Origin of the sequence: Parabacteroides sp. AF14-59 (assembly GCF_003479515.1) — a bacterium.
Lineage (GTDB): Bacteria > Bacteroidota > Bacteroidia > Bacteroidales > Tannerellaceae > Parabacteroides > Parabacteroides faecis.
In genome coordinates this window covers 70,623-97,030 of sequence record NZ_QUHH01000010.1, presented here as the reverse complement: position 1 = coordinate 97,030, position 26,408 = coordinate 70,623, and the positions used below count along the sequence as shown (strand labels likewise).

The window sequence follows — 26,408 nt, the reverse complement described above, 5'->3', positions numbered from 1 at the left end:
TGCATAGGTCGATTAAGTACCTGAAGTACTTAATCGACTATTATATATATACGAATTAAATTATGAGAATAGAATTACTTCACCGTCTGATAGCAGGAACTACTACCGAGGAGGAAAATCGGCAGCTGATGGAATGGTTCCGGGAATGTGCATCCAAAGAGGAATTCTTTGCGTTGTTCGAGACTGCCTGGAAAGACAGTTCGGATGAGATGCCGCGTGATGTGCAGGAACGTATGTATCGCCGGTTGAATCTGAATCTGGATCTGGATGAGAAGAAGAAAGAGGTGAAGGCCGTTCCGTTGCGTCCGCGCGTTTCCTGGAAGATCTGGCCGCAGGTAGCGGCTGCTTGCGTCATTGTCGTTTTGAGCCTGCTCAACTATAATATGAGCCACAAGCAGAAACAGCTGGCAGCGCAGAGTTTTACGGTATCGGCAGAGAAGGGCCAGCGGGCCTTTGTCACTCTGCCTGACAGCACGAAGGTATGGCTTAATTCCGATACGAAGATCAGCTATCCGGCTGATTATGGCATGAAGGAACGTAACGTGGCGTTGGTAGGGGAAGCTTATTTTGAGGTCGCTAAGAATCCGGAGAAACGCTTTGTCGTAGAGGCGAAAGGCATGCAGGTCGAAGCATTGGGTACGGCCTTCAATATCAATGCTTATAGGAATGACAATAAGATGATTGCCTCACTGTTTTCGGGTTCTGTACGGGTCAGCTATGATGACTATGTGGCGATCCTCCAGCCGCACGAATCGGTCCGGGTCGATCTGCTGAACCGGAGTTTTACTCAGTATAAGGATGAAAATATGGCCAGTATTGCCCTTTGGAGGGAGAATGAAATCTCTTTCGACGGCGAATCTTTGGAAGAGATCGCTCATATCATGAACCGCCTGTACAATACGACCATCCATATAGAAGACGAATCGTTGAAAAAGGAATGTTACATAGGAACGATCCGTAACAACAGTCTTGAAAACTTTATCGACATTATCAACCTGACAACTCCGGTTGTCTATGAGTATAAAGGAGATACTGTTTTCCTGAAAAGGAGAACTCCTTAGCAGGGGGTGTTAACCCTACGGAAATAAATACTAATATGTCTAATTTAACGAATTGCCTATGGGAAAGGAATGAAAGAATCAAAAAAGAGAGGTAACCCTCATAGAGAGCTACCTCACATGTACAATTTTAGCAGATATCCCTCAGTTTTGTACAGTCGATGTAGGAGACCGACTGTTATGAACAGGACTCTTCTGCTTACAAAGTTACAAACATTTATTTTATCTACATCTTATTTCTAATTAAAAGAAAAATGAGTAACATGAAGCATTTATTTAAACAGATGGTTTTTCTGACATTGTTGTTAACCTTCCCATTGATAGGGATCCACGCTCAGATAACCATACATATGAACAACAAACCCGCTTCGGAAGTGGTGAAGCAAATTGAAAAGGTGAGCAAATACCGCTTTTTTTATAAGAAAGGACTTTCCGGCATGAATATCCCGATCACTGTCGATGCGGACGATCAGAGTATAGAAACCGTAATGGGACAGGTTACTAAACAAATATCGGTATCGTATGCTATAAAAGGAGAAACGCAGGTGGTACTGACCGAATCTGACCCTTTGAATGCGGATATCAGTCCGAAGAAATTACTAAAAGGAACTGTAACGGATACGAACGGTGAACCTGTTATCGGTGCCAATATTATTCAGAAAGGGACAACGAACGGAGTAATTTCTGATGTGAACGGAAACTTTAGTATAAACATACCGACAGGTGCAGTTATTGAAGTTTCATATATCGGGTATCTTTCGAAAGAAATAAAAATCGGTGATAAGACGATGATTTCTGTAATACTTGATGAAGATAACCAAACATTGGATGAAGTAGTTGTTGTTGGTTATACCACGCAGAAAAAATCGCTTTTGACAGGAGCTATTTCGAATATGAAGGTGACGGATAACCTGAAGACATTACCTACAACGGCTACCGGAAATCTTCTGGCTGGTAAATTGGCTGGCGTAGATATTGGTGCAGTCAATGGTATTCCGGGTTCTACTCCGAAAATAACTATTCGTACTGCTTCGTCATGGAATGAACAGGTAGTTACCTATGTTATTGATGGTGTAATACGGGATGCTGCTGATTTTAATAATCTTAGTGCTGTTGAAATTGAGGATATATCCGTGTTGAAAGATGCTGCCTCCGCTGCAATTTACGGCTCACGTTCGGCAGGAGGTGTTATCATTGTTACTACCAAGAAAGGTAATAGGGGTAAACCGACTTTCAATTATTCATACGGATACAGTATCGATACACGCACGAAAAATATGGACTTAACCAGTGGTGTAGAGACGGCAGAGTTGTATAATCGGATGGTTGGAGATGATCCGTCTGCCTGGACGAAGGAAGAAATAGATCATATGCGTACAATCAATGGAGGTTATGGATATGACAACCTGAAAACTGTGTGGCACAATCCGGCAACACAAACTCATAATCTGAGTGTAAGTGGGGGTGGAGATCGGGTAAAATATTATGCAGCTGCATCTTATATGAAACAGGAAGGATTCCTGAGTCCGATGAGCCATGATAAATATAATATCAGAATGAATGTAACGGCCGATATTACAAAAGATTTTGAAGTATTTACCAGCTTTGGATTGTCAGACAATAAAATAGGGAGTATGATCTATGAAGGGCCGTCAGAATTGTATTCGAAACTAAGAAGATGGAAACCGGAAGAACCCATGTTAACAGAAAATGGTGAATATATTGATTTAGGTTGGACAGGAAATCTGGTCGCATTTACTACTGGTGCCGGTGGATATAATATTGGTTCTCAGTTGAAACCTCAAGTACTTATCAGTGGTACATATAAAGCTCCTTTCCTGAAAGGACTGAGTGCCAAAGTTACATATAGCCAAAGCTGGAAACACAATACAAACAAAGAGTTTTATCACAATTATGACCAGGCAATGGTTAAAAAAGACGGAGCAAACGGGCGTATTGTAAGTACACAAGAAGTTATCGGGACAAGAAAATCGACCTGGGTAGGAAAAGATTACATTCAGAGAGTATCAAAATGGGGAGGAGACAAGCAATTGAATTTCCAGTTGAATTATGAGAATGTATTCAATAAGGTACATCGTGTTCAGGCGGCACTCGTTTCAGAGTGGCAAGAAACTAATAGTACCGGTGTGACAGCCGGAAGGGAAACATTTCCGGTATATATGACCGATCAGTTCTGGGCTGCCAGTGACGCGAGGTCGGATACATGGGGCAACGGAGATACAGATGCAACGACAGGCCGTATGTCGTATATCGGGCAATTTAACTATTCGTATGCCGACAAATATCTGCTGAATTTTTCTTTTCGTCAGGATGGTTCTATGAATTTTGCTCCGGATCAGCGTTGGGGGTTTTTCCCCGCAGGTTCTGCCGGATGGGTTATTTCGGAAGAAGACTTCTTTAACAGATCGGCAGTCCAGTATTTGAAGTTAAGAGCTTCCATAGGTTTGACCGGTAATGATAATGTTGGAGGATGGCAATGGCAGGAGTCTTATAAAGGAGGAAACAAGGTGTATTATGGAACGTCTCCGGTTCCGTCTGTAGGTATTACTTACGGAAGTGTTGTCAACCCCAATTTAACATGGGAAAAAGCATTGAGTTATAATGTTGGAGCAGATATAAGCTTTTTGAATAATTGGAATGCTTCGGTCGATTATTGGTTCCGTAATTCATATGATATTTTAGGAGATCGTCAGAATACGTTGCCTACTTCATTCAGCTTGAGTATGCCTGCTGAAAATTACGGACAGATTCATGCGCAAGGTATAGATGTTACAGTTGGGTATCGCGGACAAAGCAGGGATTTCTCTTATTTCGGGAACTTGACGATGTCTTATGGTTGGAATGAAGTAATAAAAAAGGACTATGCAGAAAATGCTCAATGGGTTGATATTCCTGTAGGTAAATCAATGAATACCCTGATTGGATATGACTTTGATAAAATCATTCGGTCGCAAGCCGAATTGGATGAGTACATGGCTGCTAATCCCGGATATAATATCAATGGGAAGAAGCCGAATGTCGGCGACATGGTGTATAAGGATATCACAGGGCCGGATGGTGTTCCTGACGGGACTATCGACTCCTGGGACCGTGTAGTGCTTCGTGAGAAAAACTACCCTATAGTTTACGGATTGAATCTGGGTGGCAGCTGGAAAGGATTAAGTCTGGATATGATGTTTTCCGGTTTGTTAGGACAGAAGAAAAATTTCAGAAATGTGGCTACTGCTTATGAATGGCAACGTATGTGGGGGGAATGGTATGATAATGCCTGGACTCCTGAAAATCCGGATGCCATGTTGCCTCGTCAGGTAAGTTCCGGACAAAGCAGTACTTACAGAGATTACGACAGTAATTTCTGGTTGCGGGACCTTAGTTTTGTTCGTTTGAAATATCTTACATTGAGTTATGATCTCCCGAAAAATATGTGTTATAACAAGGTTTTCGATAACGTGCGTCTGTTCTTTACCGGAACTAATCTGTTTGTTTGGAGCCATTTCAAATATTACGACCCTGAATTAGGTGGGGGAAATGATTTCCCGGTTATGCGTTCGTTTAACTTTGGTATCGATGTTTCATTTTAATTAAAAAACAATTTAAGCTATGAATATAAAAAGTAGTATAGCGTGCGGTTTACTTACGATGGTGCTGTACGGATGTAGTTTGGATTATACAAATACGGGAACGATTAGTCCTGATAATGTATGGACGGATAAAACAATGATCAGTGCTTTTTTGGCTGATATAGAAGGAGGAATGAAACCCGGATGGCCGTTAGGTGATGCCAATAATTCCGATGAAGGGATGAACGGGAATGCATCAATGACCAATTATCAGCGGGGTGAAATATCTGTAGATAATAATGGACAGGGATTAAGCTACGGTAACATTGACAAGATAAACTTCTTTTTGAAGCAAATAGAGAATGTCGATCCTTCCGTTTTGACAGAGGTAGAAAAACGGGAAATGGTTGGCCAGGCTTTGTTCTGGAGAGCATGGGCTTATTGGGGAATGGTCAATGTGATCGGAGGCGTTCCTCTTATTCTTGAACCCCAGGATGTAACGAATGTGGAATCGTTATTCAGATCCCGCAATTCCACATCTGAATGCGTGGCCCAAATCTTTAAGGATCTGGATGATGCTATCTCTATGTTGCCTGATGCATGGACCGGAACAAATTATGGACGTATCGATAAGGGATGTGCGATGGCTTATAAAGGTAGACTGATGATGTGGTGGGCTAGTCCGCTGTTTAACCCTTCCAATAATCAGGAACGTTGGCAAGCTGCTTATGAAACCAATAAGGAAGCACTGGAATTCCTCCGTTCACAGGGGAAAGGTCTTTATCAGGGTAAATTCGAAGATATCTGGTATGATGAGCGTAATTGTGAAGTAGTGATGGTTAACCAGTTTTATTATCCGGATCATACCTTTAATCAGAATCTTATCCGTCCGTTACGACTGACTAAAGATAATCCGAATAATAATCAGGCTATTCTGCCTTTACTTTTGGCCTATCCTAAAAAAGATGGTACGAAACTGACATTGGATATAGACCGTCTGTCTGCCGATCCTGCCTATAATGCTCAATTTGTAGATGAGTTTTATCTGGATCGTGATCCTCGTTTCTATGCAACCATTTTCAGTCCGGGTACTGTTTACCCTGTACCCGATCTGACGGGTGGGCAACGTTATTGGCCGGCTTGGAAGAAAGTGGAAAACCCGGATGATCCGAAAGGCTTCCAATATGCCAGTATGGTAAAAGACCAGTTGGGAGATAGCGAACAGGCTACTAATACCTGTTTCCATCAATTGAAAGGTCTTGATAAAACATTGACGGTTGCCTTAGTAGGAAATGCTGCTGTCGACTGGATTGAAATTCGTTTTGCAGAGGTTCTGCTGAATTATGGCGAGTGTGCGAATGAAGTTGGTAAAACAGCCGAAGCACTTCAGGTATTGTATGATATCCGTAAACGTGCCGGTATTGAAAATAAAGATGGAAAATATGGCATTACCGCTTCTGCGACAAGTGAAATCCGGCAAGCATATATAGATGAGCGTTTTATTGAATTGGCTTATGAAGGTAAACGTTGGGGAGATTTGCGTCGCTGGAAACGTTTCGACATTCTGAACAACCTGAAGCATCGTAACGCCCTTTGGTTGATAGCCGGTAAAGAAGTGGATCCCGCAACTTTCGATTGGACGAACGATATGTCTGATCCGGAAGTACGTAAAATGTTTAGTTTCGATTTTATAGAATGTCCGGAGGGCGATAAATCGGTTTATAAGTTCAATCTGAGTATGAACCATTGGTTCTATCCCATTAAAAAGAATGACCTGGATCGTAATTCCAAGTTGGAGCAGAATAATGAGTGGGGAGGAACATTCGATCCTCTGAAGTAACAGAATAACTTGTTATCTTAGATAGATCAGACTTGAAAATTATGACATGTGGGTAGTACAATGTGATTATCCACATGTTTTTTATGACAGTATGTTTAAATCTAAAATCATGAAAGTAAACAGAATAATCCTATTTTTTATCCTTCTTCTGTTGCAAATGGCAACTATAGAAGCGCAAGAGTTTATTCCTTATAAAAAGGTTATTGATCCTGGTATTGATGATCCGTCAAAACAGTGGTGCTATATGGCTAAATCGACTACTGTGATCGGAATGCCGTTTCAGTCAGAGGAAGCTGGAATAACTCAGGTTACTTACGACGGCTCACTTTATACGACTTTTGCTGAATTGGGCTTTTTTTATGGAAAGAATAATACAGCCCTTATGGCACGGCAGAAAACATTCTATGAAGGTTGGATGCCTATTGTTCAGTACGATTGGAAAGATAACGGTGTACAATATGAACTGGAAACCTTTGCATCTGCCCTTGATGACGGGGAGGTTCTTAATTTCGTGAAAATAAAAATGAAGAATTTTTCTTCCGGCAATCAGGATGCTGACTTTACTTCCGTTGTTAGGGCTTGTTATCCGGATAACAGAGAAGGAATTGTCAAAGGTTTTTCTTCTGATAATGTTTTTGGGATTAGGGATGGAAAAGTATTGCGTGATGGCAAGTTACTTTATACTTTCCCCGCAGGAGCAAAGAATGAAGCCGTTAATGGTGTCCCTTATCGAAAATCTTTCTCAGGAAGTGATTATAACATTAATGAAGAAACGGCAGTTGCTTTAGCACGTTACCATTTCTCGATGAAAAGCGGAGAAGAGAAAGAGTTAGTATTTAAAATGCCACAAGTTCCGGTAGATACCAATCAGATTTCGGTGATCCGGGCAATCGACCAGGCTGATTATTCATTTTACAGGGATCGTACGATTTCCTATTGGAAAGAGAAAGTAGAGAACAAAATCAGGTACGAAATCCCTGAAAAACAATTTCAGGATGGCTTGAAAGCCTCTATTGTTCATTTGTTACTGGCAACACGCACGATAAAAGGTAAGAAAACTGTTACCGACGGTCTTCCTTATCCGAATTTTTTCCTGACCTCTTCCCCAGAACATTTGATGGCTTGCCTGATGATGGGCCTGAATGATTATGCTAAAATGATCATTCTGAATGCTGTATCTTATCAACAACCCAATGGACGTTATGCCGATATTGCCCTGGAACATGATAATGGTACTCCTCCCGTGGCACAAGGGCATATTATGTATAATCTGGCCAACTATTTCTTTTTTACCCGGGATGTGTCAACGATGAAAGAGGTCTACCCCAGTTTACAAAAAGCAGTGGACTTTATAGCAACGGAAATAGCGAAGAACAAATATGGATTGCTTCCTCCCGCTGTCCCTTATGACAATGAGATGATCGATGGACATTATACCACAAACAATGTATGGGCATTGTTGGGAATAAGGAGTGCTGTCCGCATAGCAAACGAACTGGGAAATAAAAAGGATGCGGATGACTGGTCGGCATTGGAACAGACCTACAGGAAGAATATCATGAAAGGTATAGAAGTCTCCGTCCATGCAGATGGGTATGTTCCTACAGGACTTTATCCTTTTCTTACAGGGAAAGCTGCCCGGCGGGGATTCGATGAATATATGACTAATGCCGATTGGGAAAATATGTTACTGGCTTATCCTTCGGAATTATTATCACCGGATGATCCAATGGTAAAGGGTACGCTTCAGCATATACGGAAAGAATATGCTGAAGGCATCATGACTTATCGGCATGGATTATATCTTCATCAGTATATTACGGCTAATATGATAGAACAATATATGGTCGGCGGTAATACGAAGCAGGCATTGATCGACTTCTATCACATTTTGCTTCATTGCGGTTCTACTTATGAAGGTTTTGAAAATCTGGTGCGTCCCTGGACAGATCGTCAGGTACCTTCTTGTCCCCCTCCCCATGCCTGGGCTTCTTCCAAGATCGCATTTACAATTCGTAATTTTCTTGTCTATGAATATGGCGGCAAGTTTGGCCTGGAACCGGAAGAACGGAATCTCTATCTCTTTTCTGTTCTTTCTCCGGCATGGGTACAGCCGGGTAAACGGTTGGTTATTCAAGAAGCTCCGACAGAGATGGGGACTGTTTCTGCCCGAATGGACTTTAAAGAGGGAGGTGCGACTGTTACTATCCGGAAGAACTTTCAGCAACAGCCGGGGACTATCCGTATCCGTATTCCTTATTTTAAGAAGTTGGTACGGTTTACGACCGATGCCGGGAAATCGTGCGTGGAAGACGGCTGCCTGGTGCTGAGTCCGGATGTCCGGACTGTTCAGATCGACTGGCAGGATATTCCGATGCGTGGCGTCTCGGAAGAATTGCTTGCCGCTTACCGTGCCTGCACTACTTTCGAAGGAGTCGATGAAAAGGGTTGTGCTATCCTGAAAGAAGGAAAAGCTTTTCTTTTACCCGCAGAAAAGCAGAATAAAGAAGAGATACTTAGTTTTAACCTGGTACTGAAGAACTTCCTGCATGAATTCGACAGACGGCGTGTAGAGAAACTAAAGCAAGGTTATGAACAATATATGATTGACATTCCGTCAATCCGGTAAGATCAGTTTAACTATTTATATCAAATATATTATATGCAAAAGAAACGATTATATCTGTCAATAATTTTCCTGTTGTCCTGTTTGGCTACACTGAAAGCCGGGGAACTGTTCCGGTTTACAACAAAATATATGATTTTGTCCGTAAATGACAAAGGATATATAGAAAGTCTGAAAAGCAAATCCGGTAAAGAGTATATTCCTGAAAAATACATGCCGGCATTCGTGAACCTATATCAGAATGACCGGTTGATTCATCCGGAAGCTGCTTCATATGATGAGAGTGAGGCGGAAATGACACTTTCATATCCGAACGGCTCTGTGGCTAAGGTCAGGATCGACCGGAAAGAAGAATATCTAAGGATGGAACTGCTCTCGGTATCCCCTGCAAACGGTGTGGATAATGTAGTCTGGGGACCTTATAACACGACTATTTCTAAGACACTTGGAGAGATAATCTCCGTAGTGCGCGACGATGAGTTTGCGATCGGCATTATGGCTTTGGATGATAATACGACCAGTGGCCTTCCGTGCAACGGAGATATGTACCAAAGTAGTTATATTATCCATTCTCCGGATCCGAAGAAATATCCATTACCGGACAGCCTGCAGGAAGGACAGCGTTTCCGGATCGGCGGCGACGGTAATAACGATGTTGCTTTCTATTCTCATCCGGAAGACTACTACCGGTTCATATTGGGGAATGGGGCGACTTTGGAGCCAGAGTTCGGAACTTCCATTGCTTTGCATGCACGCGACCGTTCGCTTCCCCAGACTATCTTGTATCCTCATTTCAATGATTTTCCGGCAATCAAAGCTCCCCGGCATCTGATAGTAGACACAATCCCGGTCGATTATGCCGGCTCTTCGATAGCCTTTTACGGATGTCCGGACGATAAAGGTTTGAAAGTCATCGAACAAATCGTATTGAACGAAGGTCTTCCTTATGTAACACGGGATGGCATTTGGGTGAAAGACCCGGCTTCATTCCGTACCGATATAGCCTGGTGGGGAGCGCATGACAGTCTGCTGTCTTATGCCAGTCAGTTGGGGATAAAGGCGATCCAGGATGAAGGACTGGGCGAGTACTACGTGAACCCGGCCGACCGCTGGGCAGGAAAGAAGGTGACTTTGAACGGACAAAAGGTAGATATCAGCGAATATACCCGGCAACTGAATATGGAGGGTATTGCTTACGGGTTACATACCTTGACTGAATTTGTACAACCTCATAGCAGTGATGTGCAGCCTATTCCGAATCCGGGTTTATGTACGGTTCTTCGTACACGGATCGAACGGTCTGTCAATGCCCGTGATACATTGATTTGTGTTGCAGATACCAGCTATCTGAACGAGCATGGTGGTTGGGATGACAATGGTACGAATGTATTGCGTCTGGGCAAAGAACTGATTACATATAAAGGGGTGACCACCCGTAAACCTTACATATTGACCGGCGTAAAGAGAGGCGCTTACAAAACCGAGGCGACATCTCATATGGCCGGGGAAGAATTGGTCAAACTACAAATAAACTGCTACCACGGTTTTATTCCCGGAATCCGTTTGCAGGACGAGTACGCCGACTTTTATGCTAAATGGCTGATCGACGGTGGAATGAATTATATCGACTTCGACGGTTATGAAAGTTTTACTTACCAGGGACACGGGCAGTACTCTTTCAAACGTTTTATGCGCAGGATGTTCGATTCGTTCGAGTTGTTGGGCGGCGGTTACCTGAGGGTAATGGGGTCCTGTGTCTTCGAAGGTAACTGGCATTATATGAGTGTTTGCAATATCGGCGGAGGAAATCATATGTTCAACCCTGTGACCAATAAATGGGGCATTGAAGGAAAAGATTTTCGTTATGCTCTCAGGAGTAACTATTTTCCGTGTACCTTCGGTATCCAGAACTTCAATCCGGAATGGACCGTACAGGTTGTCGAGAATCTGCAGTCGAAAGCTATTGCCTGGGATGCCACTTATATGCTTGGGTTGAGTGAAGCCGCAGTGGAGAAATGCCCGCGCAAATATGAGTTGTTCAAGGCATTCCGTACCTGGGAAGACGCCCGTATAGCCAATGTGTTTCCCGCCTCTTTAAAAGAAGAGATGCAGAAAGAAGAAAATAAATACCACCTGGAGCGTTTGAATGATAAAACATGGAAAATGTACCGGGTGAATGCAGCCGGTAAATTTATAAAACCGGTAATTTTAAAAGCTAAATAAAACGATATATACCATGAACAAGATCATAGTATTATTCATATTCTCCTTGTTAACCGCATGCAATACTGCACATGTGACCGATCAGAATCCTGCGATTGACGGAGCTGCTGCTTATACCATGCTGTCCGATAATGTAAATGATCCCCAGCGGGAATGGAGTTATAATCCTAAATCGACAACAGTGATAGGTGTACCTTTCACGCCGGCTCCGGTGCAGGTTACCTACGATGGTTCTATTTATACGGGAAATGCCGAACTCTGCTTCTTTTACGGCAGTTCGAACAAGCCGACTGCCGCTTATCAGAAAACATTTTATGAAGGTTGGATCCCTATTGTGGAATACGACTGGCAGGAAGACGGCATCCGGTATGATATGGAAATGTTCGGTTCCTCTTTACCCGGAGAAGATAGTAAAAACTCCGTACAGTTCGTCCGTGTTTCAATAAGGAATGTATCCGATCAAAAGCAACAAGCTATATTTACAGCAGGAACACGTTCCTCCGGACTCGATCATCGGATGGGCGAAGCCGAGTTCTCCGATCAGTTCAATTATCGTTTCGATAAGAATGAATTTGTTCGTGATAACCAACTCCTTTATACTTTTGAAGGAGAGCCGGAAAAGTATGCAACTAAGGATAAACCTTACACAGGTTCTTTCTTGGCAGCTGATTTGGGTATCCAGGTTAATACGGTTACCGGTTTGACACGTTATTCGCAGGAATTGAATCCGGGAGAAAGCTATCAACTGACGTTTAAATTTCCTCGTGTACCTGTCGGTAATCGTGAAACGGCATTTTTGTCGAAGTTGCGTCAGGCCCCTTATTCAGAATCCCGCCAGGCTTGTATCGACTATTGGAAAAAGCGTATTGAAGGTGGAGGATATTTTGTGATACCCGAAGACCGGGTGGAGGATTCTTTCAAAGCCAGTTTGGTTCATCTGATGCTGGCTACCCGGATGGAAGAAGACGGAACCAGGAGGCAGGGAAGCGGACTTCCTTACGATGGCATATTCTTCAATGATTTTATCGACATGCGTCTGATCTATGATGTGGCCGGTCATACCGATTTTGTAGAACTGAATTTCCCTTGGATGTTCAAGAATATAAATGAAGAGGGCTTGTTTGTAGACCCTAGTGTCAGCCATTCGCAGGAAATTATGACTTCACACGGACAAGTTTTGTTCAGTCTCTGCAACCATTTCCTTTACACGCAGAATAGGGCTTTAGCTGAAGAAGTTTTCGGCCCTGTCTGCCAGGCGATCGGGATGATCGAACACGACCATAACAAAGAACCTAACGGACTGGTACGGCCTTCGACCCCTTTTGATGCCGAGATGATCAAAGGGTATTACACAAGCCATAACCTATGGTGTCTGTTGGGTTTACGCAGTGCTATTACGTTAGCTGACTATTTGGGAAAAGGCGAAGAATGTAGGAAATGGAAAGAACTGGAAAAGTCCTATTACAATGCGATCATGAAAGGGATAGAAACCAGTGTTCATGCAGATGGTTACGTACCGACCGGCCTGTATGAATACCAGATTGGTGAAGTGGCCCGTAGCGGATTCAAGGAATTTCAAACCGATCAGGACTGGGAAAATATGCTGCTGGTTTATCCGACTGAAATGTTGGAACCGGATGATAGGCGGGTTAAAGGAACCTTAAATCATATCCGTACTCATAAATATAGAGAAGGTATTATGACTTACCGTAACGGTATGCATCTACACCAGTATGCGACGACCAATCTGGCTAATCAATATCTGGCGATCAACGATCAGGAGAAAGCGCTTCTGGATATGTATCATATATTGCTGCATAACGGTTCCACACATGAAGGGTTTGAAAATATGGTAGAACCCTGGTCTGATCGCGATCCGGACCCGGTTCCGGCTCCTCATGCCTGGGCGGCGGCAAAGACCGCTTTGTTGATCCGGAATATGCTGGTACGGGAATATGGGGGAAAGGCCGGTATAAATAAAGAGGAACGTTCACTCTATCTGTTCTCCGGTTTGTCGCCTTCATGGGTACAACCCGGAAAGCAAATAGAGATACGGGATATCCGTTCCGAGTTTGGTAAGATCAATGCTGTAATGACATGCAAACAAGAGGGTGCGGATATCCGTTTAAATTGTGATTATACCAACTTCAAACCTGCTCATCTCTATATGGCTATCCCTTACTATAAACAAATAGATCAGGTTACATCCGATGCTGGCGAGGTGACAGTGAAGGACGGTTATATGGTCTTTTCGCCGGAAACCAAAGAGATACGGATACGCTGGAAAGATAATAAGCAAAGTGGAAAGAACTATGTCCAGGAAATATTGAAGAGCTATCGGACTGAACCGGGCGTTGCCTGGAAAGATTGTCCGGAAGACAAAGGAGATCGTTCTCCTGCCGATGCCGGTTGCTATCTTATCGTTATTCCCGGTGCTGAAGAAGGATTTCTTACTAAAGAAGAACTGAAGATCGAAGCGGAGCCGCTTAGCTTCGAAGTTGTCAGGAAATCTTTTCTGATGGAGTATGACAGAAGAAGAGGACAGTATCTGCAAAGCGGAAAGAAGTTGTTGGATATTTATCCTCCGGTAATGGAATAATTGTATTTTTTTAATCAGTATCATGCATAAATATCATTGGTTAATATCAGTTTTGGGATTATTGATATCCGGTTGTACCGCTGAAAACAAGACGAAGCCTTTCTTGAGCTCTTTGGATGGAGAAGCCTTACCTTATGTTTACCGGTATGACGGGAATCGGTTGGAAGAATCTTATCCTTTTCAAAAAGATATCGTACGGATAGATGAGGTTACCGTATGGGCTTCGGATATCGATCAGCAAGCGAGCGGTAATGAGGGGGTATCTGAGTTGACATATCGTTTTCAATTGAAGAAAGGGCATATGTCCAATGCCGGAGTAGGTATCGAATTTAAATTTGAAAACTGGGATACATCCAACCAGGTATTTGTTCCGGCAGCCGTCTATAACGGCAACCGGTTCCGGTCGTTGAACATTCCTTATCCGCCTTATATCTATGATAAGAAAGAGAAGGAACCGGATATGCCCGTGACTATTACGCAAGTTCCGCGTTTGTCTGTCCAACCGGAACCTTCCCGGATAGAGATGCTGACCAGTAATTGTACGACTCCTATGTTAAGCTTTTACAGTCCTTCCCGGCAAAAAGGATTTATATTGCTGACGACCCAGGATACCTGGTTAGGCAATTCCGGGTTTACTATCCGGGAAGATCCGGAAGAACATACAGCTTCCTTTATCGTCGCGGCACCCGGTGTGAGGGAAAAGAAGTATGTCATGACGAACCTGGTCGATAGTGAAGACCATGCAATCGATTGGAATGAAGGAGATAGCGTATCAGTGCGATTGAAGGTGTATAATTTTGATGCGTCTTCGTTAGATGTATTTTTCGATAGGTTGTTTGAAGTGCGTAAAGCATTATCCGGCAAGAACGAGTATATCGACCGGATGCCGTTCAGCGAAACAGCCTCTGTTATTCTGGATCATCACGACCGGACAAAATGGTTGGATGATGGGCGGTACAAATATATCTGTAACCAACCGGATTCGGACTCTCCTTATGGTCATATCCAAACCGGTTGGAGCGGAATACCGGTCTATGCTTTTCCGCAGGCGATTCGGCCGACACCGCAGCGGGTGGCACGGATCGTTAGCAGTCTGAATATGCTCCGACTGGCACAAGGGAAATCAGGACTTTTCTATGGAATGTTCAAGAAAGGTGAGTTGTTTGGTGATAATTTCAATGAAATGAACGAACGGCGTTCCATAGCCATGATCAGGCGCACAGGATTGGTCTTATACCAAAGTCTGCAAATAGAAGATTTGCTGGAGAAACAAGGCTTTGGTTCGCAGATCGATCCTGAATGGGATAACATGCTTCGGAAAGCGGCAGACGGGTTGGTTACACTTTGGAACCGTTACGGACAGTTCGGGCAGTTTGTAGATGTGGAAACCGGGGAGATGGATATAAACAACTCGACGGCAGGAGCAATAAACATTGCTGCGTTGGCTTTGGCATCCCGGAAATATGGAGACCCCCGTTATCAGGAAGTGGCTGAGGCTGCGGGAAATCTTTATTATGAAAGAGACCTGATGCAAGGATATACCGGAGGTGGTCCGGCCGAGATCCTGCAATGTCCGGATAGTGAATCGGCTGCCGAGTTGGCGGAGTCTCTGACTGTCTTGTACGAGATAACCGGTAAGAAAGAATGGCTGGACAAAGCCCGTTTTGCGGCTGCCATGTTTTCCAGCTGGGTTGTTTCCTACGATTATAAATTTCCGACTGGGTCGGACCTGGGGCGCATCGGTGCGAAAGCGACCGGTTCGGTTTGGGCCAGTGTCCAGAATGAACACAGTGCTCCGGGTATCTATATCCTTTCGGGTGATTTTTTGTTGAAGCTCTACCGGGCTACCGGCGATGAACGTTATGCGGAACTGCTTAAAGATATTGCCCACAATGTTGTTCAATATGTCACTACTCCCTCCAATCCTTTAGGGCATGGATCGGCCCCCGGATCAGTATCGGAACGTGTTAATTTAAGTGACTGGGAAGGTGTCGGAGGTATTGGAAACGTATCGGCAGGAGATTCTAATATGGCTTGGGAAACGGTGGCATTGCTGTCTATATTGCAGAATCCCGGGATCTATTTACAAACGGATACCGATAAATTACTGGTGCTGGATCATGTGAATGCCCGGGTATTGGAGCGGACAGATAAAGGTACTCTGCTTGAAATAGAGAATCCAACGGATTTTCCGGCGCAGATTGCTGTCTTTGCAGAGACAAAGGCGGAGTCCGGGAAGCCATTGGGATGCAATGCCTGCCTGGAATGGCCGAAGGTAGATGTTGGTAGCAAGGAAAAAATAAAGGTGTTGATTGATAAGAATGGTAATATTTTGGTTCGTTGAAGGCCAGGAAGTAAACGTCGTCAAGCAACTGTATCCATATTTTTTATCATAATCCTCGATGGAATGGCCCTTTTTGGCGACTCTATAGTGACAAATGCGGGAGGTTGCCTGTCATGACTGCATTGTCACTATATTGTCAACAAAATTAGGGCTATTGTCTTATTTCTTCCTATACTTTTATCGGCTGGTTTTTTGAAGGCATGAGGAGAAAGCGGCTTTCTAAAAATTAGTCGATCATGGAAGAACAAATTACTCATCTTTGCGGTGGTTATTACCGCTCGTTTGCCCGGTTCAAACGCCAAGTGGAAAAAATGGAGGACAGCCGCAGGTTCATCGAAGAATGTGCCCATTTCCTCACAAACAATCCGGATACTGCCGGCGATGAACTCAAGGAACGGTTCACGCGTCTCTTTTTTAAAGCCTACGGCAAGATGCTGGCGGGCGACTGCGGATGCTCGAACCTGGTGTACGATTTTCAACGTATCCGCGTTGTCGAACAAGACTTTTTTCTGGATATGATGCGGGCTGCCGTCGAGATCGGCATGCTCGATTGCTCGCACGACGAACTGGCTGCCGTGCTTTATGCAGGATACAGGACACGGTTTGCGTTAAAAACAATTAAAAACAGGCTGATCACAGAGACCTCCGGGGGCAAAATATTGCAGGAGGCATTGGAGAGAATCTTTGGAAGATATTATTCTGCTAGTAAATCACATAAATAGTAAATAAAAAGTCAAACAAACAGGCCGCTTCTCTCCGAATGTCATATGTACCTACGAAAAAATACCCCAAATCCGTATCTTTCACTTTCCTATCTTTGCCTCTGTGATCTTTTGAAAATCGGACGGAGTCCTTTATAAGATATTTATAATATAATATTTATTATATATAGAGAGATACCGGCGATCGTCCCACCTTTGTCCCGCAAGTATTTTTGAAAGACCGGTAAGTGGCAGAACAGCAAGTATTTATATAGGGTGAATTTTGTCCCGCTCTTGTCCCACGGATTGTCCCGGACGGAATGGGGTTTGTTTAACTAAATTGAAAGATATGAAAAACACGGAAAATCAAGGTGTTATACCTGAAAAAAAGAGAAAAGGCTTCCTGCGTGTCCCCAACGAGTTACTGGACGACCTGTATTCGGACGACCCGGTGTTGAGGAAGAAGGCGCGTGTTTACCTGTGCCTCTTGCGGCATGCTTTTTTTGTGGACGGCGTCATTACGCTCTCGCGTAAGAAAATCCCCTGTCGCCGCGGTGAATGGATCACGACCCTGCGGCAGTTGGAAGAGAAGACCGAAGTGCCGAAAACGCTGGTGAGCCGCCTGTTGGCGAAACTGGCGGACGAAGGTTGTATCCGTGTCAGGCGTCTCGGACGGTTTACGCAGGTGCAACTGTTGCATTTCGATGAACCGGTAGTGACGAAGGCTGCGAAAAGTACGGATGGCCCGAAACCGCCTCCTGCTGCCTCACCCGCTACGTTACCTCTTACCCAACGTCCTAATTATAAACGCTTTGAATAATAATAATATGAAAAACGAAACAAAACAAACAGCCGGACAGCCTTCAGCGATCAGCGTTGCATCCGGTAACAGTCAGGCACCGGTTTCCGAAGAGATGGAACTTGCCGTTATCTTGTCGGTCGTGGCACAGAGTACCTCTATCTGCGAAGTGGGCGAACGGCTTCGTCCGGAGATGTTCAGCCATCCCGATTACTGCCTGGTGTACCGGGCGATGCTGGCGCTTTACCAGCATGAAGCGGATATCGACATGCTGAGCATCGAACGGGAGATGCGGCGTCTCGACCCCGAGCATGCCGCGCGGCTGAACGGGCTGGGCTTCATCGCCGACCGGATGCTGAAGGTGCGCAACGCCAGTTTTATCCGTACCTATGCCGCCTGGGTGATCCGTTGCTGGGTGTTGCGGCAGGCCATCCTGAAAATGACGGTACGTATCGGCGAGGCACAGCGTGCGGATGCCGATGTTGTGGGGTTGCTGGGGGCGACGCACAAGGATCTGGAGAAGCTGGAGGAGGAGTTTGTTACGCACGGTACGACCCGTACGGCGGCTGAAGTGAGCCAGCGGGTGCTGGGCGAGATTTACGAGGAACAGGAACGCCGCCGGGCAGGCGAGGAGTTGCAGGTCAGTACCGGTGTCGATGAGTTCGACCGCCATCTGGGAGGGCTTTTTAAAGGCGAGATGCTCGTGTTGGCCGGACGCCCTTCGATGGGGAAGACGGCACTGGCGCTCCATATGACCCTGGCGGCGGCACGGCAGGGGAAGAAGGTGGCCTTTTTCAGCCTCGAGATGACCGAACGCCAGCTGGTCGGCCGTATCCTTTGTACCCTTAGCGGGGTGGAGCCGGACAAGTTGCGGTTCAAACTGCTTGACGACGACGACCGGCGGCGTCTCGACCGGGCGGCGGAGGAGTTGCGGAAGTTGCCGATCTTCCTCATTTACTGTAGCGGTAGCAGCCTCGAAGAGATCCGGGCGCGGTGCATACTGCTGCAACGCAAGTACGGACTTGACATGATGGTGCTCGATTACCTGAACTTGCTGAATGTCACTTCCGGCCGTGCCGGCATGAAAGACACGATGGACCTGGCCCTGGGGGAGGCGGTAGGCAAGGTGAAGTCGCTCTCCCTTGAATTTAATATTGTCACGGTGGTGCTGGCGCAGTTGAACCGTAACTGTGAGACGCGTCCCAGCCATATCCCGGTCATGAGCGACCTGCGTAACTCGGGCGAGATCGAACAGATAGCCGACAGCATCGCGATGGTCTACCGTCCCGAGCAGTACAACGAGCTTTACGATGACGTGACGCACGAATCCTACTACCGTGTAGGCCGCCTCTTCGTCATCAAAAACCGCAACGGCGCTACCGGCGAAGTGCGCTTCCGCTACAACGACAGCCTCACGCAGATTTATCCGTATAAGAAAAAGTGAAACCCAATATGTGTCGATTCCTATGAATGATATAAAACAACTGAAGGCTGCCAATCCGATCGAGGTCGTGGCGGCGCGTTATGGGACGCTGCATCGTTCCGGAGCCAATTATAAGATGCTTTGTCCTTTTCATGACGATCATCATCCTTCGCTCGGCATCCATGTGGGCGGACAGTATTTCAAATGCCATGCTTGCGGGGCGGGAGGCGATGTGATCGGCCTGGTGATGGGACTGGAGCATTGCTCCTTTGCCGAGGCAGTGGCGAAACTCGGCGGAAAGGAAGAGAGACCGGCCGTATCACGGTCGGCTCCTGCTTCCGTACCCGTTTCCGACGCTTCTCCCGGGTCCGTATCCGGAACGCCGCCTGCTCCTTCCCCGGAGACCGTTGCCGCCTCTGCCCGTGAAAGGGCACGGCGTATCGGTGCGAACAACGGTTTCCTGGCTTCGCTGCTACCCTGTGCATCGGGGCATACGGAACTGTCGGGTACCTGGCTCGACTTCGGGGTGGGACAGGCGACGGCTTTCGTCCCCGATGACTATCGTTACCTGCGCGGGCGTATTGTTTTCCCCGTCTATAATGCGGAAGGCGAACTGACGGGGTTCGGCGGACGCCGGCAGGAGAGGACTGACGCAAACCTTCCGGCTGCCGCCGACGATCCGAAATATGTGAATAGTCCCAACAGCCTCCTGTTTGACAAGAGCCGGATGCTGTACGGCATCCACCGGGCTTCGGAGGCGATCCGCCGGAAAGGATTCGCCTACCTTACCGAAGGCTATAAAGATGCGCTGGCCATGCATGCGGCAGGTTTTACTAATACGGTGGCGTTGGGAGGGACGGCTTTCACGTCCGGGCAGGCAAAAGAATTGCAGCGTTTTTGCAGTCGTGCGGTGCTCTTGCTCGACAACGATCCTGCCGGACAGGCTGCTACTGTCCGCCTGCTGGAAGAACCGCCCGGAGGGCTTTCCCTGGGCAGCCTGCGCCTGGTGTCGGCCAAAGATCCGGATGAGCTTTTCCGCCGCCTGGGACGTGAGGATTTTATCTGTTATATGGAATTGCTGACGGAAATGGCCGGGGCCGGAGAATGCCGCCTGCTGGCTTTCTGCCTGAAGCATCCGGCAGTGGCTCCGCATGTGGAACGGATGCTTGAAGAGGACGATCTGGTATTTACGGGGGAGACGTATCGTAATCTGCTGCGTTTCGTGTCGCTCCGCCAGCCGTTAGCGGTATTGCCGTCCCGCGAACGGATGTTGGCGGAGATACTTTCGGGACAGCTTCCGGACTTGCCGTTGCCGCCCGGTGTGCCCGCTTCGATGTTGAGTGAGCCGGAAGAAACGATCTGTCCGGACCTGGCCGACTATTTCCGCCTGGAATATTACGAAGAACGCCTGTTGTCCGACACTTCCCGCCTGACGGAGCAGTTGAAAACAGCCCCCGCCGAAACAGTCGGCAAAACCGAATCCGCCTTCCGCACCGCCCTGTTGGCAACACTCTCCTCCCATATCTCCCAACTGGTCCGCCTCACCGAAAGCCTCGCACGGACACCGGTGATCGAGGAGAGGTGGCTGTAAAAACAACCGAATACCGATAAAATACCGACAAACGCGGACAACCGGGGACTGTGCCGGACATCGGCGGACCCGGCGGTTGCGGGCGGAGGTATCTTTACGATGTAATATTACAGGAGAGAATAAACAGATTCAGTAACTTTTAATTCGTAAAATTATGTCAGTAAAGTATCGATTGGTATTGAGGAAGGATATGACCAAGGGAGCGGCAGCCGATGCAAAGCTCTTCTATGCGGCCAGCAGTTCGAACGGGATGTGCGACACGGCTACCCTTTGTGATATTATTGCCGACCGTTCGGCAGCTACCCCGGGCGACGTGAAGCTGGTGCTCGACGGGGTGTTGTTTGTGGTGAAACAGAAACTGCTCGACGGGCAGACCATACAGTTGGGGGAACTGGGCTATTTCATGGCCGTGCTGGGAAGCAAAGGCTCATCCATGAAAAAGGATTTTAAACCGGAGATGGTCAGGCGGCCCCGTGTTGTCTTCCGGCCCGGAAAGGCCTTACTCGAGCTGGCGAAGACGAAGCTCAAGGTCGAGCGTATGATGCTCGATAAGAACGAGGACGAGAAGGAAGAGGGCGGTGGCGACCGTCCTGAGATCGAGTAGCAAAGCCGGTAGTTTTCAGCTACCGGGAGGCCCCAGATGACGGAAGATACAGGTTGCCTGCTTCGGTGTCAGCAATTTACGGCCCGGTTTCCAGCCGTAGGCGGTCAGTTGGGTTACCAGTTCCTTGCTGAACATGATCCAGCGGCGGAGCTGCCGGGCGGCACTCTCGGGTTTGATGTTCGGGAAATAGAGGATCGCCAGTTCCTGGTAACCCCACGCATGTTCATTCTCCGGAATGTATTGGTCTGCCTGTTCTTCTGTTATCATGACTTATCGTATCAGGGATGATTATCTACTCCAAATGTAGTAAATAATTATTTGATATTCAAGTGTTTTATGTGTTTTATTCACCGTCGTAAGATAATTTTCCATGACAAAATATGAATTTGTAAAACGTTTCCTGCCGGAGGCGCAGGCGGCTGAGAAGTTGTTCCGTATCAATGCGGTGGTTATGCTGGCCCAGGCAGCTATCGAGTCGGGTTGGGGCGAGAGCAACCTGGCGCGGCTGCATCATAACTTGTTCGGAATTACCGGCTACGGCCCGTCCAACGAATTTTGGCATGGCTGCCGGGTGGCATTGAAACCCGAGGGGTTGCCTTTCCGCAAATATGCCGGTACGCAGAACAGCTTCTTCGACTATGCCCGGCTGATCACGAGCGCTTACCCGGCTGCGGCCGCGGTCAGTTACGATCCCGCTGCTTTTGCGCATGAAATAGCGTACAGCAAATATATCAGTGAAAAGAATGGCGATAACCGTACCGTCTACTGCCGGTTGCTGGCGCGTCTGGCTGTGGCGATCGGTAAACTTATTCCGGTGTGATTCTGAATGTATAATCTTATAAACAACGATTTTATGAAAACGATTCGTGTCATTTGCAATTTTCTCCTCTCCCTGGTCCACGCTCTTTTCCCGCGCGGGCTGAAAGAGAGGCACAGCTGCCCAGGCAATCCCGTGGCTGGCGCTGATAGCACTGCTGTCGCTCCTGCTGAAACAAACGGAAACCGCTCTGGCCGCCATCGGGGCGATCCTGTCGCTCCTTCGTCCCCCGAACCCTCCGGCCGGTCCCCGACTGCCGGTAACCTGCTCGGCTGGCTGCTGATCGGTGCGGCGGCGGTGAAACTGTTCTGCTGAAAGGGCCGGATTGAAACAGGTACATTGCAGTCCCCGAAGGTATTTAATTATCTTTGGGGACTTATAGATGTATTTTTTCAGCCCCTTTTCAACCATCTTCCCATTTGCTTTGTTATTGAATGACAATGTAATTACAGGTAAAAAACGCTAATAAAAACCTCTAACCTGGCCTTTGATAGATAAGCTAAATTTAAACTAAAAAAATTACAAGTAATGAGAAGATGTACTCTTGTTTTCCTGGCCGCCTTGTTGACGATGTCGATAAGTGCCGCCCCTGTCGATGTAGAACAGGCACGGAGCGTTGCGCTCAGTTTTTTGAAAAGCAATCATCTGCAGACCCGGTCTTCCGCTCCGGAACTGGCATTGGTCTGGTCGGATGCCGGGGCCGCCACCCGTTCGGGCAACCCTTCGCAGGATGCTACCTTTTATGTATTCAGCCAGACGGATGGTAACGGTTTTGTGGTCGTTGCCGGCGACGATCTGGCTTATCCTATTTTAGGATATGGTATGCAACAGACTTTCCGGAAAGACTCTATGCCGGTGAATGTGCGCTCCTGGTTCGACGGCTACCGGCGTCAGATCGACTGGATGCGTGAGAATAAGTCGATGGCAGCCAAAGAGGTGACGGCTGCCTGGAGCCGGTTGAGGCAAGGCAATATGCAGTTGAAGTCCGGAGGCGTGCAGCTGACCACCGTGCTGTGGGACCAGATGACGCCTTACAACGATCTCTGCCCGATCGTGGATAACCAGCGTACGCCGACCGGCTGTGTGGCTACCTCGACAGCCATCGCCATGCAATATCATAAATGGCCGGACGTAGGGACGGGAAGCCATTCCTATACCTCCCAGACGTATAATTTGTCGTTATCCGCCACGTTCGATACGCCTTACCAGTGGGATAATATGCCGTCCACTTATACGGCGGGCCAGTATACCAGCGCACAGGCTCAAAACGTTGCCACCCTGATGTACGACTGCGGTGTTTTCTCTGAAATGAATTATGCGCCGGGTAACAGCGGTGCCCTGACATTGACTGCCGCCCGGGGGCTTGTCAATTATATGAAATACGACAAATCCCTCCATGTCCTGCAACGCGATAATTATCAGAAAGACGAATGGGAAGCCATTATCAAAGGCGAACTTGACGACAACCGCCCTGTTGTCTATGGCGGCGAGAACGACCAGAAAGAAGGCCATCAGTTTATCATCGACGGTTATAATGAGGCCGACTATTATCACGTGAACTGGGGTTGGAGCGGACTGGCGAACGGCTATTACCTTTTATCCGTTCTCGAACCCGAAGTGCAGGGGACCGGCGGGAACAGCGGAGGCGGTTTCTCGCTCGGACAGGATGCCATCATCAGCATGAGAAAACCGGTGGAAGGTTCCGCCTATCAGGACATGCTGGTATTTTTCTATGGTGAAAACGAAGGTACTGTTTTTGCCGGCCTGACTGCGACGACGGATGATTTTGAGCAGAACCGGCTTTTCGCTATCCAGTACGGTTATGTTGGTAATATGAGTATCCGTACGTTCTCGGGTAACCTGGTCGTTGCTCTTGTGGACAAGGACGGGAATACGAAAGAATTTATCTCCGGCGAAGAACCTGTCACCATCGAGATCGAACGCGGAGTAGGGCAGGAAGTGCCTTGTACGATCACTCAGACGATCGCTCCCGGCGACCGTATCCGCCTGCTTTACAAAAGCAGCGACGGCAGCGAATGGCAGTGGGTGAGAGGCAACGGCAATACGACCGGCGAGATCGTCGTGGCTGCCGACCCTTCTACTTCGACGGAGGATATAACCGCCGGAACCGGTGTTACTGTTTCTTATGATGCGGCGGGAACGGTTCAGGTAACTGCTCCTGTGGCTATTAAAGAGGTCGTTCTATACGATATGAACGGCCGCCTGATGAAAAGGCAACCGGCGGCAGGCAATACGCAGTTATCGCTTTCCTACGACAGCTATCCGGCCGGTATTTATGTGCTGGAGGTTGTGACTGCCGAAGGGAGAAGCAATCATAAGCTGGTGAAAAGATGATATTATTTTAAGTAACACAGAGACATAGAAGGTACGGAACATCGAAATATCCGTGACTTTATGTCTCTGTGTTCTGTTTTTACCAGCCTGGATTTTGATCTAAATTAGGATTTAATACTCTGTCGTTTGCAGGGATCGGATTGAAATATAGCTTGTCGTGCCATGTTCGTTTCTGATCTTTCATGTACAGCAAAGTATGTCCGTCGCTATCCAGTTGGGTATTGCTGTTAGCACCGCTTGCCAACGTTTTACCGACATACACGTAATAAACATCGGCTATTTTATCCGGATCGAGTTTTTGTGTAAAACAGACATCCGGTTTCCCGTCTTCATTCATGTCGTAAGGTACGTCTAGCTTGGGGATATAAACTCCGTCCCAGGTCCTTGTACATACTTTTCCTACTTTCCAACGGCAGATATCGTTCCATTCCAATCCTTCAAGTACCAGTTCGATCCACCGTTCCCGGCGTATTTCCAGGATCGTAGGGTCTGATATATCCGGAAAATAAGTCTTTTGCAGGTAGGGGTCGGCCTTGGTCGGCTTGGCTGTCAGTCCGCCTGTAATGCCGGCCCGTGAGCGCAATGCTCCGATAGTTACCGACCATTCGTCGTCGGTCAGCGTTCCCATTTCGGCTTTTGCTTCCGCATAGTTCAGCAGAACTTCTGCAAAACGGAAAACGACGGAGTTGTTGTCACAGACATCTACGTTATCGTACTGTGTGTCATCCAGAGTAAATTTATAAATATGATAGCCGGTCGAAGCGTAGGCATAATTAGGAGCAGTAGCTACTTCCTGTCCGGCATCTATACGTGTAAATCCCGGGGTACGTATCGTCTGTGACAGGCGTGCATCCCTGTTTTTACATTCTTCTGAGAAGAACATCGATTGATAGTTTTCTTTATCTGTAAAAGGTGTTCCGTCTTTCATCAGATATGTGTTTATGAACGAGCGGATAAGGCAAGGCGAACTGCTGAATGTCGTCGATGTCCAGTTACGGTTTCCTCCATGTACGACCCCCAGGTCTCCGTTGTAAGTAACCGCACAGATTATCTCTGTTGAGACAGGCACTTTTGAAATAAAGAGCTGGCGGTAAGATTTCTCTGTTCCGCTACCCGTGTAAAGTGAATATCCGGCATCCATAACGAATCTGGCGGCATCGGCAGCTTCCTGTAGCCATTCGTTTGCCGACGATCCCAATCCGGCTTCCGTCCTGTATTTCCGGAATGTCCCTTCGTAAAGACAGACTCTCGATTTCAGTGTCGCAGCTACGCATTTGGTTATTTCGTTACATCCGCTACTTTTTAATTCTTTGATATTCCCGATAGCGAAATCGAGATCGGCTTTGATGGAGTCCACGATCAGGGTTCTTGGATCCCTTTTGGCATATAGGGCGGGGTCGTCGACATCCATAGGACTATTGATCCAGGGAAGATCGCCAAAGCTGGCCATCATATTGAAATAGAAATAAGCACGGAAAAAACGGGCGATTCCCTGATAATTGTTCAATATGTCCGGCGATACGTCCGCTTGTTGGCTATTCACAATGAAGTAGTTGATATTTCGTAACTGGGTCCATAACCATCCTCCGGCCATTTCGGGCGAATAAGCTCCTTCGATAAGATACAGGTTCTGCGTGTTGGTAGCCGTATAAGGGGAAGAAGCCGGGTAAACGACTGTACTGGATGGAAATGCATCATAAAAAGAATTAGTATACATTTTCAACCCGGTTTCAGAACCGAATAACGATTCAATGGATATTTGGGCTTTAGGATTCTCGTTCATGTCACAAGACCAGCATAATCCCAGGCATGCGATGATATATAGTATATATTTCATAACTCAGAAT

General features: G+C 46.8%; 16 protein-coding genes. 14 read left to right on the top strand and 2 right to left on the bottom strand.

Going from position 1 to position 26,408, the window contains the following annotated elements; genetic code table 11:
- Nucleotides 1-62 precede the first annotated feature (62 nt).
- The 12 genes from DWW23_RS12600 (at nucleotide 63) to DWW23_RS12545 (ending at nucleotide 21,389) form a co-directional block, all read left to right on the top strand.
- On the top strand, nucleotides 63-1,061 hold the full coding sequence (locus tag DWW23_RS12600; RefSeq protein ID WP_122353640.1) for a FecR family protein: 999 nt from the start codon (nucleotides 63-65) through the stop codon (nucleotides 1,059-1,061).
- A 260-nt stretch (nucleotides 1,062-1,321) separates the two neighbouring features.
- On the top strand, nucleotides 1,322-4,660 hold the full coding sequence (locus tag DWW23_RS12595; protein ID WP_233564330.1) for a TonB-dependent receptor: 3,339 nt from the start codon (nucleotides 1,322-1,324) through the stop codon (nucleotides 4,658-4,660).
- A gap of 19 nt (nucleotides 4,661-4,679) precedes the next feature.
- Nucleotides 4,680-6,479 (top strand): RagB/SusD family nutrient uptake outer membrane protein, encoded by a 1,800-nt coding sequence (locus tag DWW23_RS12590; RefSeq protein WP_122353639.1) that lies wholly within the window; start codon nucleotides 4,680-4,682, stop codon nucleotides 6,477-6,479.
- Nucleotides 6,480-6,588: 109 nt separating this feature from the next.
- The gene (locus DWW23_RS12585; RefSeq protein ID WP_187576539.1) at nucleotides 6,589-9,108 is read left to right on the top strand and encodes a hypothetical protein; all 2,520 of its coding nucleotides are present in this window, start codon (nucleotides 6,589-6,591) and stop codon (nucleotides 9,106-9,108) included.
- A 33-nt stretch (nucleotides 9,109-9,141) separates the two neighbouring features.
- Nucleotides 9,142-11,328: a hypothetical protein gene (locus DWW23_RS12580; RefSeq protein WP_147382608.1), complete on the top strand. Its 2,187-nt coding sequence runs from the start codon at nucleotides 9,142-9,144 to the stop codon at nucleotides 11,326-11,328.
- Between the two features lie 13 nt (nucleotides 11,329-11,341).
- Nucleotides 11,342-13,927 (top strand): hypothetical protein, encoded by a 2,586-nt coding sequence (locus DWW23_RS12575; RefSeq protein WP_122353637.1) that lies wholly within the window; start codon nucleotides 11,342-11,344, stop codon nucleotides 13,925-13,927.
- Between the two features lie 22 nt (nucleotides 13,928-13,949).
- Nucleotides 13,950-16,271, top strand: coding sequence for an AGE family epimerase/isomerase (locus DWW23_RS12570; protein WP_122353636.1), 2,322 nt, complete (start codon nucleotides 13,950-13,952; stop codon nucleotides 16,269-16,271).
- A 236-nt stretch (nucleotides 16,272-16,507) separates the two neighbouring features.
- Nucleotides 16,508-16,993 carry a hypothetical protein gene (locus DWW23_RS12565; RefSeq protein ID WP_122353635.1) on the top strand — a complete coding sequence of 162 codons (486 nt, stop codon included), beginning with the start codon at nucleotides 16,508-16,510 and terminating at the stop codon, nucleotides 16,991-16,993.
- A 328-nt stretch (nucleotides 16,994-17,321) separates the two neighbouring features.
- Nucleotides 17,322-17,792 (top strand): hypothetical protein, encoded by a 471-nt coding sequence (locus DWW23_RS12560; protein ID WP_122353634.1) that lies wholly within the window; start codon nucleotides 17,322-17,324, stop codon nucleotides 17,790-17,792.
- Nucleotides 17,793-17,799: 7 nt separating this feature from the next.
- Nucleotides 17,800-19,215, top strand: a complete 1,416-nt coding sequence (locus DWW23_RS12555; protein ID WP_122353633.1) for a DnaB-like helicase C-terminal domain-containing protein — start codon at nucleotides 17,800-17,802, stop codon at nucleotides 19,213-19,215.
- A 22-nt stretch (nucleotides 19,216-19,237) separates the two neighbouring features.
- Nucleotides 19,238-20,785 carry a CHC2 zinc finger domain-containing protein gene (locus DWW23_RS12550; protein ID WP_122353632.1) on the top strand — a complete coding sequence of 516 codons (1,548 nt, stop codon included), beginning with the start codon at nucleotides 19,238-19,240 and terminating at the stop codon, nucleotides 20,783-20,785.
- 154 nt (nucleotides 20,786-20,939) lie between these two features.
- The gene (locus DWW23_RS12545) at nucleotides 20,940-21,389 is read left to right on the top strand and encodes an HU family DNA-binding protein (protein WP_122353631.1); all 450 of its coding nucleotides are present in this window, start codon (nucleotides 20,940-20,942) and stop codon (nucleotides 21,387-21,389) included.
- Between the two features lie 15 nt (nucleotides 21,390-21,404).
- On the opposite strand, the gene DWW23_RS12540 is transcribed toward DWW23_RS12545, so the two are convergent.
- Nucleotides 21,405-21,656 carry a DUF4248 domain-containing protein gene (locus tag DWW23_RS12540; protein WP_122353630.1) on the bottom strand — a complete coding sequence of 84 codons (252 nt, stop codon included), beginning with the start codon at nucleotides 21,654-21,656 and terminating at the stop codon, nucleotides 21,405-21,407.
- Nucleotides 21,657-21,759: 103 nt separating this feature from the next.
- On the opposite strand from DWW23_RS12540, the gene DWW23_RS12535 reads away from it, so the two are divergent.
- Both DWW23_RS12535 and DWW23_RS12525 read left to right on the top strand, forming a co-directional pair.
- Complete coding sequence (locus DWW23_RS12535; protein WP_122353629.1) at nucleotides 21,760-22,209, top strand: glucosaminidase domain-containing protein; 450 nt, start codon at nucleotides 21,760-21,762, stop codon at nucleotides 22,207-22,209.
- 525 nt (nucleotides 22,210-22,734) lie between these two features.
- Nucleotides 22,735-24,561 carry a thiol protease/hemagglutinin PrtT gene (locus DWW23_RS12525; protein ID WP_122353627.1) on the top strand — a complete coding sequence of 609 codons (1,827 nt, stop codon included), beginning with the start codon at nucleotides 22,735-22,737 and terminating at the stop codon, nucleotides 24,559-24,561.
- A gap of 79 nt (nucleotides 24,562-24,640) precedes the next feature.
- Here DWW23_RS12525 and DWW23_RS12520 read toward each other — a convergent pair whose 3' ends face one another.
- Nucleotides 24,641-26,398: a RagB/SusD family nutrient uptake outer membrane protein gene (locus DWW23_RS12520; RefSeq protein WP_122353626.1), complete on the bottom strand. Its 1,758-nt coding sequence runs from the start codon at nucleotides 26,396-26,398 to the stop codon at nucleotides 24,641-24,643.
- Nucleotides 26,399-26,408 lie beyond the last annotated feature (10 nt).